The sequence below is a fragment of the Bordetella flabilis genome, assembly GCF_001676725.1.
GTDB lineage: Bacteria > Pseudomonadota > Gammaproteobacteria > Burkholderiales > Burkholderiaceae_B > Bordetella_C > Bordetella_C flabilis.
The window spans coordinates 2,740,893-2,755,154 of the sequence record NZ_CP016172.1 but is presented as its reverse complement, the minus strand read 5'-3'; the positions used below and the strand labels follow the sequence as shown (position 1 = coordinate 2,755,154).

The window sequence follows — 14,262 nt, the reverse complement described above, 5'->3', positions numbered from 1 at the left end:
CCACCTAGAACGGCACCATCACCCGCAACGTCCCGCTATGGCTCGCGACCTTGGAGGAGAGCTCCCCGTCGTATTGCAGCCGGAAGTCCATGTTCGACGCGGTGGTCACCTGCAGGCCCGCGCCGATCCTCGCCACGACCCTGTCCGTATCCATTGTCGTGGTGAACGACCCCGCGCCATCCGGCGCCCCCTGGAAACGGGCGCGGGTGCTCCACTTGTCCTTGGACAGGAACGCGGCGCCCGCATACGCATACGGCCGCATGGTGGCGCCATTGCCCAGGTCGGCGCGCCCGCCGATTTCCAGCATGGGCGACAGCGCCATGACGAACTGGCTGCTTCCATCGACCGAGAGATGCAGCGCGTTGCCCGACTCGTCATACCCCGGCATGCGCGCATAGGTGGCATCCAGGTCCAGGTATGGCTTCAGGTAGAAGTTGTCCGTCGGCGTGAAGGTGCGCGCGGCACGCAGCTTCGCGCCCACGGTGTAGACATCCGGGCTGCCTTCGGCCGTGCTCTGCATGTTCTGGATGCCGATATTGCGGTCCAGTTCATAGGAGCCATAACCGCCCCCGAGCGCGCCGGAGAACGTCCAGGGGCCGGCCTGCCGCTTCAATACCACGCCCACGTAGCCGCTGTCGCCATTGCCGGACACCCTGCCGTCCTGCCCGCGCAACTGGCTGCTCTGGTACGCCGCGGAGGCGCCGATGAACCAATCCGGCTGGAACTCGCGTTGCCCGCCAAACTGATAGGTCATGCTGTCGTAATCGAAGCCGGCCGTGCCGCCGCTGCCGTCCTGATGCGTGGAACGTCCGCTCACCTGGCCCCACAGGCAATTGCGTTCGCCCGTCAGGGCGTCCGCGCCGGCAAAGGCGGGGCAGGACATCATGCCGTCATTGAAGCGGCTCATTCCGGCCTGCATCTGCACGGCGGGCGCCAGCGCGACGCCGGGCGAGAGATCGGAGATGCTTTGCTGGTACGCGCCCGCGCCCTGGCGCGAGGCCTGGTCCAGGGCGGCGAACAGCGGGCCGAAACTGGAGTTGCCGCCGGCGTCCCAGGCGCCCTGCAGATTATCCGCGACCGCGGCCTGGTTGCGCTTCAAGCCCATGGACGGGGCCGCGAAGTCCGCGCTCGCGGCGCGCACGCGGTAATCCGGGCCTGCCGGGGTCACGGCGTAATCGATGACCGGCGAGTCCACCGCGTTCAACTGACCCTGCGCGGGGCCCTGGGCGGTCAGCACGGTGACCTCGCGATCCGGCAGCAGGCTTACCGCGCTCACGTCCACCGTCCCGCCCAGAACGGAAGCCCCCTGCACCACCAGACGGTTCGAGCGCAGTTGGTCGAAATCGGCGGTGACGCGCATCACGCCGCTTGCCTGCTGCGTGAAGTTGCCCGTCACCGTAGCGGTATCGAACTGCGCCGGCGTGCCGATAAACATGACGCCCGCATTGACCACATTGGCCTGGTAGACCGTGGCGTCGGCGAGCATGCCGGTCTGCGCATTGATGACGTTCGGCAGGCTGCCCTCGTTGCAGGCGGGGCCGCTGCCCGAGGTGTAGCAGTTGACGTTGCCCTGGATGACGCCGTTGTTGTTGACCGTCAGCACCGATCCATTGGACGTGTAGTTATCGCCGTCATATAGCACCGCCACGCCCGACAACGCGGAAATCGAGCCGTTCGTCCCGACATTCAGCACGTTGTTGTAGCCGTCGGCGACCCAGACGCCGCTGGCGCTTCCCGAACCGCCCTGCACCGTGCCGTTCACGTTCACCGTGACGGTGCCATTGCCGCTGGGGCCCTGGCTTTGCGCCAGGATGCCCGTCGAGCCCGGGCCGTTGGCGTACAGCGTGCCGCTCTGCGTCACCTGTACGTTGCCCGCCGTGCCGGAGGCTTGTTGATTGCTATTGCCGGCGAAGCCGGTGCCACCCACGCCACCCAGGCCGCCGCCGCCGCCTATCGACTGCGCGACGATGCCGAATGCGTTGGCGCCGTTGGTGCTGATGCTGCCGTCGACCGAGACCGACACCTGCTGCCCGGAACCATTGGCGCCGGAATCGGCGGGCCTGCCGTTCCAGGCGCCGGGGTTCAGTTGCAAGGCCAGCGATGTGTCGCCCGCGATACCGCCGCCACCGCCGATGGACTGCGCCACGATGGCATGCGAGCCCGCGCCGGATGTCGCCAGGCGGCTTCCGCTGGTCAACGCCAAGGTGACGGCCCCGCCGTCGCCCGCCGCGCCGCCGCTTCCGCCCAGCGCCACGCTGAGCAGGCTGCCGGCCGACCCCGCCCCGCCTATGCCCCCGCCGCCGCCCACGGACTGCGCCAGGACGCCATACGAGCGCGCGCCATGGGTCGTGAAGGCGCCGCCCGTCGAGGCATCGATGGTGCCGCCGTCGCCGCTGACGCCGCCCTTGCCGCCTACCGCCACGGCGACCTGGTGCGTGCCTATGCCGACCGACGAACTGGTGTTGCCCGCGCCGCCGATGCCGCCCCCACCGCCGACGGACTGCAAGACCATGGAGGGAGAGTCGCTGCCGCTGGTCGTCACATTGATCCAGCTGCCGCCTGCCGGCAGCGAGATCGTGCCGCCCGCCCCCGCCGCGCCGCCCGCGCCGCCGGCCACGCCGCCGACGGTCAGATTGCCGTTGGCCATATCGGAACCGTCGCCCCCCTGGCCGCCGCCCCCGCCGATGGACTGCAGCAGGACGCCGTATGCCATGTAGCCTGCGGTGGTGATGAGGTTGGCGTGGTCGTCGTCGAAGTGGCCGGTGATGTTTCCACCGTTGCCGGAGATGCCGCCCGTGCCGCCCACGCCAACCGTGATGTTGGCATTGACCTTGCTGCCCGAGGCGACCGATGAACCGCCGGCGCCGCCGCCTCCGCCGATGGATTGGGCGACATAGCCGTCGGCCCAGTCGCCCTGCGTGGCGATCTGGCCGGCGTGCGTGAAGGTGATCGCGCCGCCATTGCCGCCGCCGCCACCGCTGCCGCCGACGTTTACGGTAAGCGTATAGGTGGCGCCTGAATCCCCGAGGCGGTTTTTGTTGTCCTCGATGGTGCCGATGCGGTCGAGGATGGGATTGGACGACGCATCCGCGCCGATGGAGCCGCCCAGGCCGCCGCCGCCGCCGACCGATTGCAGCATGACGCCGTCGGCATCGCCGCCCGCGGTGGCGATGGCGCCGGAGGTCAACGCGCTGACGTCGCCGCCGTCGCCGCCCGAACCGCCGGTCTTGCCGACTCCCACGCTGAGGCGGGCGCCATAACCGCTCACCGCGCCGCCCAGGTAGAGCGTGCCGCCCTGCGAATTGCCGCCGCCGCCCCCGATGGATTGCGCGGTAATGCCGCGCGAGCCCGAGCCCAGCGTCTGGATGGTCTGGTTCGGATTCTGCGTAACGTTCACCGTGCCGCCGTAGCCGCCATAGCCGCCCTTTCCGCCCAGGCCCACGTTGGCCTTCAGGTTGACCACGCCGCCTTGCGCGTAGGCGTTGCTGGCGCCGATGCCGCCATTGCCGCCGCCGCCGCCGATGGACTGCGCCAGCACGCCGTTGGCATAGTCGCCGTAGGTCACGATGGTCGATGGCGGCGCCTGTTGCGAGATGGGCGGCAGCTGCAGCGGCGCCGGGATGCGCGCGTAGGCCGTGCCGACATCGCCCACGGTCACGTTGACCGTTCCGCCGTTGGCGCCGTTGCCGGTGTTAACGCCGCCGATGGCGATGCTCCCTGTAATCTCAACGGTGTCCTTGTCGCCCAGCACGGTGGACAGCGTGGAAGCGTCGCCACCGTTGCCGCCCCCGCCGCCGATCGACTGCGCCACCACCGCGTGCGAACCGTCGCCCAGCGTCGCCACCGAAGTGCCGTTGCTCAAGTTGATGTTCACCGTGTTGCCGCCGCCCCCCACGCCACCGTTGCCGCCTACCGAGGCGTTGAAGTTGACCGCGACGGGTACGCCGGTGCCGGTCGGCGCCGCCAGCACGAAGTCCTTGGCCGTGGAGCTGCCGCCGTTGCCGCCGCCGCCACCGATGGATTGCGCCAGGATGCCGAACGCGTCGTCGGGCGCGAAGGTCGACGGATCCACGTTGGGCGGGGGCATGCCCGTCACGATCTGGCTGTTGCGCAGATTGACCGTCGTCACGTCCGCCGAGCCGCCCGGGCCGCCGCTGCCCCCGATCGCAACCCCGGCGTTGAAACCTATCGTGGCATCGAAAAACGACGAGTCGCCACCGTTGCCGCCGCCGCCGCCGACGGACTGCGCCAGCACGCCGATGGCGTGCGCACCGCTGGTCGTGATCGACAGGAAGTCCTGCTGGACGGTCACGGCTTTGCCGCTCCCGCCCGCGCCCCCTGCACCGCCGATCTGCAATTCGACGAAGGAAGCCAGGCTGTGGTTGGTCGCGCTGCCGCCGTTGCCACCGCCGCCGCCAACGGATTGCCCGACCAGGCCGATGGCATAGTCGCCGAGCGTGGTGATCGCGCCCGGCAGGATGGCCGGCACCGGTGTGGCGCAGCTTCCGGTGTTGTCGATGCAGACGATGCCGCCGTCGCCGCCGCCGCTGGCGTTGCCGCCGATGCCCAGCGACACGCCGGTGGACAGGGTCATGGTGTCGCCGCCGTTGCCGCCGCCCCCGCCTATGGACTGCGCGAGCGCGCCGACCGCGAAATCGCCCGATGTCTTCACCGTGCCCAGATTGAGCAGGATCGCTTCGCCGCCCGCCCCGCCGGCCGAACCCGTGCCGCCGACCCCGGCGATGCCCTTGGCGTCGCCGCCGGTGCCACCGCCCCCGCCGACGGACTGCGCCAGCAGGCCGATGGCGGCATCGCCGGTCGTCGTGACCGCGCCAGAGTTGTAGATCAGGACCGTGCCGCCGGGAGAGGTGGTGGTGCCCGCGGCCTTGCCGCCGATGGAGAGCAGGCCGGTGGCCGAACCGGCCGCGCCGCCTCCGCCGCCTATGGATTGCGCGACCACGCCGTGCGCGCTATAGCCGCTGGTACTGATGGCGCCCACGTTCTCCACCTGGGCCAGGTCCGCCGTGCCGCCGCCCGCGCCCGACCCGCCCAGGGACAGCGCCACGGAGGTGTCCACGCCTCCGTTGCCGCCGCTGCCGCCCACGGACTGGGCCAGGATGCCGTAGGCGTGATCACCGCTCGTGGTGATACGCCCGGCGTTCTGTATTCTTACGACGCCCGCGTTGCCGCCATTGCCGCCATTGCCGCCCGACCCGCCCAGCACGCTGACGAAATCCGAACCCGTGCCGCCGCCGCCGCCCACCGAATGCCCGACGATGCCGACGGAATAGGCGCCGGTGGTGGCGATGGAGGTGCTGGATTCCGTTTCCACATAGATGGCGCCGCCGTTGCCCCCGAAGCCCCCGCCGCCGCCCGTGCCCGCGAGCGCGCCGCCGTTGCTGCCGTCCCCGCCCAGGCCGCCCAGGCCTTCGGCCAGGATGCCGAACATGGAATCGCCGCGCGTGGTCACCGAGCCGTTATCGGTCAGGTAGACCTCCGCGCCCCAGGCGCTGCCGCCGTAGCCGCCATAGTTGTCGCTGCTCGGACCCTTGCCGCCATCGCCGCCATGGCTGAGCGCGGCGATACCCGCGCCGATCACGCCCGCGGCGCCGGTCACGTCCAGCAGGATATTGGCGGTGGAGGACGTCACTTTCGCGTATTGTCCGGCGCCGCCATCGCCGCCCCGGTCGCTGTTGTCGGTGGAAGGCAGGCCATCGCCGCCGGCGCTGCGGCTCAACACGCCGAACAGGGCGCCCTGCGTCGTCGCATTCCAGTAGACGCTCACGGCGCCGGTATTGTTGAGGATGGCCCACCCGCCGTCGCCGGCATTGCCGTTATTGACGCCGCCCCCGCCACCGGCGGACCGCGCCAGGATGCCGGCGCCCAGGGCGGTTCCCTGCACCCGGCTGTTGCTATTGCCCAGGGCGATGCTGCCCTGGTTGTTTACCGTGACATTGCCGGCACTTCCGCCCGAGCCACCCAACTGGTCACCGGTCGCGGCGTTGTTCTGTTCGCCGCCCGTGCCGCCCTGGTTGTCGGCGAAGATGCCGAAAAAGCCTTCGCCCGATACGGTGCCGGACATGCTGAGCGCCGCGTTGTTCTGCACGGTGACGGTGCCGCCCGTGCCGCCCGTGCCGCCGTTGGAATTGTTGTTCTTGTTGTCGGCGCTTCCCCCGCCGCCGGCGGAGAACACGTACAGCAGCTTGCCGGTGGGAAAAAACCCTTGGTTGCTTCCGTTCAGGAACGCGCCGAGGGTGCCGTTGTTCGTCACCGTTACCGTGCCGCCCCCGCCGCCGTTGCCTTCGTCGTAGCCGAAGCCGCCTTCGCTGCCGACCAGGACCGCGGCGCCGCCCACGTACATCGAGCTGGAGTAGCTGATCGAGACATTGCCGTCGTTGGTCAAGGTGACGTTGGGACCGGCACTCCCCGTCTTGTTGCTGCTGGTGCCGTCCGCTCCGCCGTAGAGGGCTTCCTGGGAACTGCTGTACGAGCCGCCCGAAATGCTGCACGTCACGCTGCTGGTGCCGGAGCAGGAGGCGGCCCAGGCCTGGCCGGGGAGTATTGCCGGCAGTCCCCATGCCATCGCGGTGGACAGGACCGCCATTCCCGGCCAGGGTGCCACCGGCCAGCCGCCCGGCCAACGTGGGGAAGCCGGCGCCGCGAAAGTCGGCTGCTCCATCTTCCCCGTTACCCTGCGTTTCGTCGAACGTGCAGCTCGTTTGTTCATCTTCTGGTGCGCCAGGAAGGCAGCCGCCACAATGCGACCGCAATTGTTTCTTGTTACTTTTTCGGGCGCTGAAAGTTTGCCACGTGCCCGCGGCGCACGTAGGCGTTTTTCGATGAATCCGTGTTTTCGGTCGATGAAGCGTGCGTCTTTTCAGCGACAGATCTGCTGCTGACCTGCCCGGGGGCAGGAGCCGACGCACGCGGGGCAACGGCGCCGGAGGGGATCCTCCGGCGGGGCGCTGCGAGCCCTCCATTGCGCGACCCGTTCGACTGCGTCAGGTCGCGGACTGGCGCGGCGAAGGCCCGGGCGTGTCAGAGCGCCAGCCGATACAGCGCGGCCGCGTCATCGCGGCCCAGCTCGCGCGGATTGTTGACCAGCAGCCGTGTCTGCCGCATGGCGTCGTCCGCCAGCGCATCGATATCGCCAGCGCCTATGCCCACCTGCGCCAGGCGGGTCGGGATGCCGAGGGCGCCCGGCAGGGCCTCCAGCCATTCGATCAACGCGGTGGCGCGCGCCTCGACCGAGCCCTCCGCGTCCGGAAGGACCTGCCCCGCGAGTTCGGCATAGTGCCCATGGGCGGCCGGCAGGTTGAAGCGCAATACCGGCCCCAGCACCAGCGAGTTCGACAGGCCGTGCGGCACGTGGAAACGCGCACCCACCGGGTACGCGAGCGCATGCACGGCCGCCACGGGGGCATTGGCGAACGCCATCCCCGCCATGCAGGCGCCGAGCAGCATGTCCTGCCGCGCGGCGCGATCCGACGGCGTATCGCAGACCCGGTGGATATTGCGGGACAGCAGACACAGGGCTTCGCGCGCCAGGCTATCCGAAACCGGGTTCTTCAGGCGCTTGCTGGTGTACGCCTCGATCGCATGCACCATCGCGTCGATGCCCGTGGCCGCCGTGACGGCACGCGGCAAGCCCAGGGTCAGGTCCGCGTCCAGCAGCGCCACATCGGGCAGCAGCACGGGAGACACCACGCCCTGCTTCATGCCTTCGCCGGTCGTGACGATGGCGATGGGCGTGACTTCGGACCCGGTGCCCGCGGTGGTGGGCACCAGCGCCAGGGGCAGGCGGTGGCCGCGCACCTTGTCCACGCCGTAGATATCTTCCAGGCGCGTGTCTCCGCCGGCCAGCACGGCGGCCAGCTTGGCGGCATCGAGCGAACTGCCGCCACCGAAGCCGACGATGCAATCGGCCCCGCTTGCGCGGGCCTGCCCAGCCGCGCGCAGGACGACGTCCACCGGCGGGTCGGGTTCGACATCGGCGAAGCAGGAGACGGCAAGCCCCGCGCCGCGCAACCCCTGCAACACCGGCTCCAGCAGCCCGGCCCGGACCACGCCGGGGTCGGTAACCACCATCACGGAACGGCCGCCCAGGCGCAGGACATGCTCGGCCAACTGTGCGGCGCCGCCCGGCGCCACGAAGAGCGCCTTGGCGGCATGAAAGGCGAAAGCTTGCATGGCGCGTGTCTCCGTCGCGATTGGATGCCGGCCCACCTTACGCGTATCGGGAAAGCGCGGCAAGACGGGGAAAACCGGTCATGACACCGGCGCCGCGCCGGGCGTCCTGGACCGGCCGCTACAATCCCCGCATGCGGACGATGCCCGTCCACCCCGCCGGCCAAGGAACACCGTGCTTGCGCTTACCGACTACGACGAGGCCCTGTTGCGGGGCGAACACGGCGACGCCACCGCGCTGGCCATGCGCGTGCTGGTTCGTTCCGCGGCGGTCATGGGCGCGGCCGGCCTGCTGGACATCGTTAGCGCGCACATCGATGGCTGTCTTTACCATGGCCAGGCCAGCCTGGACTTCGTCGAACGGCTGGTGCAGGGCGGCGGCCGCGTCGTCGTGCCCACGACCTTGAACGTGGGCTCCATGGACCTGATCCACCCCGAACTGTTCCGCGGCGACAACGCGCTGCGCGATGCCGGCACCCGCCTCATGCAGGCCCATGTCGAACTGGGTTGCGAATCCAGCTTCACCTGCGCGCCGTACCAGATGAAGCGGCGCCCTGCCCTGGGCCAGCAGATCGCCTGGGCGGAATCCAACGCCATCGTGTTTGCCAACTCCGTGCTCGGCGCCCGCACCAATCGCTACGGCGACTTCATGGACCTGTGCGCGGCGCTCACCGGCCGCGCGCCCTGCTGCGGCTTGCACCTGACCGAGAACCGCCACGCCAGCGTGGTCTTTGCGCTGGACGACTTTCCCGGGGACCCGGCCAGCCGCGACATCTGGTACGCCGCCCTCGGTTTGCTGGTGGGAGCAAGGTCCGATGGGCGCATCCCCGCCATCACGGGCCTGCCGCCGGACACCACCGAGGACGAGCTGAAGGCGCTGGGCGCGGCCGCCGCATCCAGCGGGGCCATCGCCCTTTTTCACGCCGTGGGCATCACGCCCGAGGCGCCCACCCTGGCCGAAGCCCTCGGCACTCGTGCCGAGGGCGCAACGATCGCGGTGACGCGGGCCGACCTGCGCGCCATGCGGGCGACGCTCAGCAAGGCCCGGACGGGCGATCGCATCGCGGCCGTCAGTGTCGGCACGCCGCATTTTTCGCTGGCGGAATGCGCGGCGCTGGACCGCCTCCTGGCCGAGGACGGACGCCGATGCGCGGTCGACTTCTACGTGAACACCAGCCGCTACATCCTGTGGGAGCTGGATGCATCGGGAATGGCGCAAAGGCTGCGGGCCGCCGGCGTGCAGTTCGTGACGGACACCTGTACCTACATCACGCCCGTCATGCGGCAGACCCGCGGACTCGTCATGACCAACTCGGGCAAATGGGCGCACTATGCGCCGGCCAACATCGGCGTGCAGGTCGCCTACGGCAGCCTGCGCGAATGCGTACGCTCCGCCATGGAGGCCAGGGTGTGCATCGATGAAGATTGATCGCGGGCGTTTCCCCGGCCGCACGCTGGTTCCTGGCACGGGCGGCGGCGCGGCGCTGCCGCTGAGCGAACCATTGAGTTTTTGGGGCGGCTACGACGCCGCGACCGGCCGCATTATCGAACCGCGCCATCCCCAATATGGCGCATCGCTGCAGGGCCGCGTCATGTTGATGGCGCGCGCCAAGGGTTCCAGCTCCAGCAGCAGCGTGCTCGCTGAAGCCGTGCGCAACGGCACGGGCCCGGCGGCCATCATCATGCTGGATCGCGACCTGATCGTGGCGTTGGGTTGCATCGTCGCCGCGGAGCTCTATGGCGTCGACGTGCCGATTGCCGTGGTCGACGGCGAGACCTGGGATATCCTGCTGCGCGCGGGAGCGGACGCCACGCTGCACGTGGACGCCACGCCGACGCAATGCACGATTACCGTGTGCTGACGCCGGCACGGGCGCGAGGCCCGGTTGTAGCGGGCGGCGCCGGTATTACTGGAAGGCCGTTTCCATGAAGCTGCGCAGCTTGCGCGAGTGCAGGCGCTCCGGGGGCATTTCACGCAGAAGTTCCAGCGCCCGGATGCCGATCTCCAGGTGCTGTCCGACCTGCCGGCGATAGAAATCGGATGCCATGCCGGGCAACTTCAACTCGCCGTGCAGCGGTTTGTCGGACACGCACAGGAGCGTGCCGTAAGGCACCCGGAAGCGGAAGCCATTGGCCGCAATGGTGGCCGACTCCATGTCCAGCGCGATCGCGCGCGACTGGGCGAAGCGCTGCACGGGCTCCAGGTGCTCGCGCAGTTCCCAGTTGCGGTTGTCGATGGTCGCCACGGTGCCCGTGCGCATGATGCGCTTGAGCTCCCAGCCCGACAAACCCGCGACTTCTTCCACGGCCTGCTCCAGCGCGACCTGCACTTCCGCCAGCGGCGGCACCGGCACCCAGGTGGGCAGGTCGGCGTCCAGCACATGGTCGTCCCGCACATAACCATGGGCCAGCACATAGTCGCCCAGGCGCTGCGACGTGCGCAGGCCGGCGCAATGGCCCAGCATCAACCAGGCATGCGGTCGCAGCACGGCGATATGGTCCGTGATGGTCTTGGCGTTCGAAGGACCGACGCCGATATTGACCAGCGTGATGCCCGAGCCATTCCGCCTGACCAGGTGATAGGCCGGCATCTGCGGCAGGCGCGTGGCCACGGGCTCGGCGTCGATGGCGTCGCCCCGCTTCAACACCCGGTTGCCCGGCTCGACCAGCGCTTCGTAGTCCCCTTGCCCGCTGCTGAGCATGGCGCGCGCGCGGGCGCAGAACTCGTCCACGTAGAACTGGTAGTTGGTGAACAGGATGAAGTTCTGGAAATACCCCGGCGCCGTCGCGGTGTAATGCTGCAGGCGGTGCAAGGAATAGTCCACCCGCGGCGCCGTGAACGGGCTGAGCGGGCGGGGTTCGTTGTCGCGTCCATGCCAGGTGCCGTTGACGATGGCGTCGTCGGTGACCGCCAGGTCGGGCACATCGAAGATATCCCGCAGGGGCCGCTTCATTGCCTCCAGGTGCTGGCCTTCGATGTAGGCCCCATCCGCGAACGCGAAGTGCAACGGGATGGGCACGTGCGACTCGCCCACCTCTACCGGGACACCGTGGTTGTGCAGCAGATGGCCGATCTGCTCGGTAAGATAGGCCTTGAACAGGCGCGGCTGCGTGATCGTGGTCTGGTAGACGCCGGGATCGGAGACATGCCCGTACGACAACCGCGTATCCACGGCGTCATAGGTATGGACCGCCACGCGGATGGCCGGGTAGCAGGCGCGCACCCGGCCCAGCTGGTCTTCGCCGCGCGCGATCCGCTCCAGCGCCGTGCGCAGATAAGCGGTGTTGCGCTCGTAGATTTCGATCAGACGCTGCACCGCGGCGTCGGCCTGGTCGAATGCCTCGAAAGGCATGAAATCGGGCCGAACCGTGGGGCCTACCCCGTCGCCCATGCTCATGACTGCATCCCCCCGGCCGGCGCGGGCCTAGTTGGCCACGGTATGCGAACCGTCCTTGTGCCATTGGTAGACCTGGAAGTCGAAGGCGTTCAGGTCGCCCTGCGCGTTCCAGGATATCTTCCCGATGGGCGTGTCGATGCTGTTTTTATGCAGCCACTGCGCAACCTTGGCGGGATCGGTGCCGCCCGTAGCCTTGATGCCGTCCACAATCGCCATGGTGGCCGCATAGGCCGGCAATTGGAAGGCGCCCGACGGATTGCGCTTGGCGGCTTTCATTGCCTTGACGACCGCGGCGTTCTCCGGCTTCTGCGAAAAATCGGCCGGCAGCGTCAACAGCATGCCTTCGACCGCGTCGCCCGCGATGGCGTTGATGTCGGGGTTGCCGGCGCCTTCCGGCCCCATGAAGCGGGCCTTGACGCCCTGCTCCGCCGCCTGCCGCATCAGCAGGCCCATCTCCGGGTGATAGCCGCCGTAGTAGACGAAATCGACGTTATTGCTCTTGAGCTTGGTAATGACCGCCGAATAGTCGCTCTCGCCCGCATTGATGCCTTCGACGAAAGCGATGGGGATATTGGCCTTTTCCAGCGCATCCTTGACCGACATGGCAATGCCTTGGCCGTACGACTGCTTGTCATGCAGTACCGCGACCTTGCGCGGCTTGACCTTGTCGATGATATAGCGGGCGGCCGCCGGCCCCTGCTGGTCGTCGCGCCCGATCGTGCGGAAAATGAAGGTGTACTTCTTGCCATCCGTCAACGCCGGGGAGGTGGCGGACGGCGTGATCATGACAACGCCTTCCTGCTGGTAAATGGGCGCGGCCGCGATCGTGGCGCCGGAACAAACCCCGCCGACGACAAAGCCGATTTTCTCGTTGACCACGCGGTTGGCCGCGGTCGGACCCTGTTTGGGCTCGCAGCCATCGTCGATCACGACGGTTTCCAGCTTGCGGCCATTGATTCCGCCGTCGGCATTCACACGCTCGACGGCGGTATCGACACCTTCACGCACCATGTCGCCGTACTGGGTCACCGGGCCCGTGGTGGGGCCCACGACCGCGATCTTGATGGTCTGGGCATGGGCCGGAAAGGCCAGGAAGCCCGCGCTGACAGCCAGCGCCGCGCCCAGCGCGGCCAAACGTCGTTGGTGTGTTTTCATGGTGATCTCCTCCTGTTGCACACGCCACGCCGGTGGCGACTCGTGGTCCCCGCGGCGCGCCGCCGGCCCCACGGCCGGCGAAAAGGTTCAAAGGATACATGAAAGGCGCGCGGGATTATGGGCGGCTCGCCGGACTTCAAAAATATCGGCATCGTCTTCCGCGCGGCGTAAACGGCTGTTTCAACGGCTGGCCCGACGGCCGGCCCGACGGTTGTTTCAACCGCTGTTCCTGGGCTGTCCCAAGGGAGCTTCCAGGCTGCTTGCCCGCCCCGCCCCACGGGCCTTGCCGCCGGCCTCGCTTATAACAAGGGCAATATATACAAAAGCGCATTTAGTCGTTTGCGCAATGAAGGTCTGCCTGCATTATCGCGCCATGCGATTCCAACCGATCATCGTGCCGGGATGGCGCAATTCCGGTCCCGAACACTGGCAGTCCCATTGGGAACGCGGCCTGTCCCATGCGCTGCGCGTACGGCAGCGCGATTGGGACAACCCGGATCGCGATGCATGGATCGGCGCCCTGGCCGCGAGCGTGGAGCTCTCCCCCTGGCCCGTGCTGCTGATCGCCCACAGCCTGGGCTGCGTCGCCTCGGCCGCCCTGCCGCCCGCGCTGCATGGCCGGATCGCCGGCGCCCTGCTGGTGGCGCCGGCGGACGTCGAGCGCCCCGGCGCCCCGCCTTGCCTGGCGGCATTCGCCCCCATCGCCACCCGTCCGCTGCCCTTCCAGAGCGTCGTGGTGGCCAGCGACGATGACCCGTATTGCGGCGTGGCGCGCGCAAGGCACTTCGCCGAACAATGGGGCAGCCGGCTCGTCGTCCTGTCCGGCGCCGGCCACATCAATGCGGAATCCGGGCACGGCCCCTGGCCGGAGGGCCTGAAGCTGTTGCGGGCGCTGCGCCGGCGCGCGGCCTGGCGCGTGGTTCCGCGCGCGCCGCGCATCTGCCCGGTAGGCCATCAGGCGCGCACGTGAACGGCCGGCACGACGCCGGCCGCTCGCTCACTCTTCCAGCAGGCTGCGCAACATCCAGGCATTCTTCTCGTGGATATCCAGGCGTTGCGTCAGCAGATCCGCCGTCGGCTGGTCGTTGGCCGCGTCCGCCTTTTCGAAGGCCGCGCGAGCCGTCTTGGCGACGGATTCGTTGCCGGTCACGAGCATGCGCACCATGTCCAGGGCGGCCGGTACGTCGCTGGGTTCCTGTATCGAGGACAGCGCCGCGTATTCACGGTACGTTCCCGGCGCGTAATGGCCCAGGGCACGGATGCGCTCGGCAATGCCGTCCAGCGCATTCCAGGCCTCCGTGTACTGCGCCATGAACATCTGGTGCAGGGTATTGAAAAGCGGCCCCGTCACGTTCCAATGGAAGTTGTGCGTCATCAGATAGAGCGTGTACGAATCCGCAAGAAGCTTGGACAGCTCGCCGGCGATGGCGGCACGATCCTCCTCCGAAATACCGATATTGATGCGGGGCACCCCGGAAGCGGAACTGATGGTTTTTGCCATGGATATTCTCCGTGCAGAAAG

Annotated in this window: 9 protein-coding genes; 4 read left to right on the top strand and 5 right to left on the bottom strand. The window is 68.6% G+C overall.

Annotated features, from left to right (window positions below):
• Positions 1 to 4: 4 nt before the first annotated feature.
• Positions 5 to 6,514 (bottom strand): autotransporter outer membrane beta-barrel domain-containing protein, encoded by a 6,510-nt coding sequence (locus BAU07_RS27690; protein WP_157122198.1) that lies wholly within the window; start codon positions 6,512 to 6,514, stop codon positions 5 to 7.
• Between BAU07_RS27690 and BAU07_RS27140 the strand changes: the two genes are divergently transcribed.
• Positions 6,501 to 6,899, top strand: a complete 399-nt coding sequence (locus BAU07_RS27140; RefSeq protein WP_157122196.1) for a hypothetical protein — start codon at positions 6,501 to 6,503, stop codon at positions 6,897 to 6,899. The two genes, BAU07_RS27690 and BAU07_RS27140, sit on opposite strands and share 14 nt — an antisense overlap.
• A 139-nt stretch (positions 6,900 to 7,038) precedes the next feature.
• On the opposite strand, the gene BAU07_RS12015 is transcribed toward BAU07_RS27140, so the two are convergent.
• On the bottom strand, positions 7,039 to 8,190 hold the full coding sequence (locus BAU07_RS12015; RefSeq protein WP_066657841.1) for an iron-containing alcohol dehydrogenase: 1,152 nt from the start codon (positions 8,188 to 8,190) through the stop codon (positions 7,039 to 7,041).
• A gap of 172 nt (positions 8,191 to 8,362) precedes the next feature.
• Here BAU07_RS12015 and BAU07_RS12010 point away from each other — a divergent pair, with 172 nt between their 5' ends.
• A complete protein-coding gene (locus BAU07_RS12010; RefSeq protein ID WP_066657839.1) occupies positions 8,363 to 9,616 on the top strand; it encodes an aconitase X in 1,254 nt (417 codons plus the stop codon).
• Positions 9,606 to 10,049: an aconitase X swivel domain-containing protein gene (locus BAU07_RS12005; protein ID WP_084025640.1), complete on the top strand. Its 444-nt coding sequence runs from the start codon at positions 9,606 to 9,608 to the stop codon at positions 10,047 to 10,049. The genes BAU07_RS12010 and BAU07_RS12005 overlap by 11 nt, the downstream gene beginning before the upstream one ends.
• A 45-nt stretch (positions 10,050 to 10,094) precedes the next feature.
• Here BAU07_RS12005 and BAU07_RS12000 read toward each other — a convergent pair whose 3' ends face one another.
• A complete protein-coding gene (locus BAU07_RS12000; protein WP_066657836.1) occupies positions 10,095 to 11,585 on the bottom strand; it encodes an AMP nucleosidase in 1,491 nt (496 codons plus the stop codon).
• 27 nt (positions 11,586 to 11,612) lie between these two features.
• A complete protein-coding gene (locus BAU07_RS11995; RefSeq protein WP_066657833.1) occupies positions 11,613 to 12,740 on the bottom strand; it encodes a high-affinity branched-chain amino acid ABC transporter substrate-binding protein in 1,128 nt (375 codons plus the stop codon).
• Between the two features lie 373 nt (positions 12,741 to 13,113).
• On the opposite strand from BAU07_RS11995, the gene BAU07_RS11990 reads away from it, so the two are divergent.
• Positions 13,114 to 13,710, top strand: coding sequence for an RBBP9/YdeN family alpha/beta hydrolase (locus tag BAU07_RS11990; RefSeq protein WP_066665345.1), 597 nt, complete (start codon positions 13,114 to 13,116; stop codon positions 13,708 to 13,710).
• Between the two features lie 27 nt (positions 13,711 to 13,737).
• Here the strand turns inward: BAU07_RS11990 and BAU07_RS11985 are convergent, their stop codons facing one another.
• Entirely contained in the window at positions 13,738 to 14,241 is a 504-nt protein-coding gene (locus BAU07_RS11985; protein WP_066657829.1) for a Dps family protein, read from the bottom strand.
• Positions 14,242 to 14,262: the final 21 nt, after the last annotated feature.

What these genes read in the sequence shown, in the direction of transcription:
- BAU07_RS27140 (WP_157122196.1), top strand. Translation starts at nt 6,501, where the DNA reads ATGCTGCACGTCACGCTGCTGGTGCCGGAGCAGGAGGCGGCCCAGGCC.
- BAU07_RS12015 (WP_066657841.1), bottom strand. Translation starts at nt 8,190, where the DNA reads ATGCAAGCTTTCGCCTTTCATGCCGCCAAGGCGCTCTTCGTGGCGCCG.
- BAU07_RS12005 (WP_084025640.1), top strand. Translation starts at nt 9,606, where the DNA reads ATGAAGATTGATCGCGGGCGTTTCCCCGGCCGCACGCTGGTTCCTGGC.
- BAU07_RS12000 (WP_066657836.1), bottom strand. Translation starts at nt 11,585, where the DNA reads ATGAGCATGGGCGACGGGGTAGGCCCCACGGTTCGGCCCGATTTCATG.
- BAU07_RS11995 (WP_066657833.1), bottom strand. Translation starts at nt 12,740, where the DNA reads ATGAAAACACACCAACGACGTTTGGCCGCGCTGGGCGCGGCGCTGGCT.
- BAU07_RS11990 (WP_066665345.1), top strand. Translation starts at nt 13,114, where the DNA reads ATGCGATTCCAACCGATCATCGTGCCGGGATGGCGCAATTCCGGTCCC.
- BAU07_RS11985 (WP_066657829.1), bottom strand. Translation starts at nt 14,241, where the DNA reads ATGGCAAAAACCATCAGTTCCGCTTCCGGGGTGCCCCGCATCAATATC.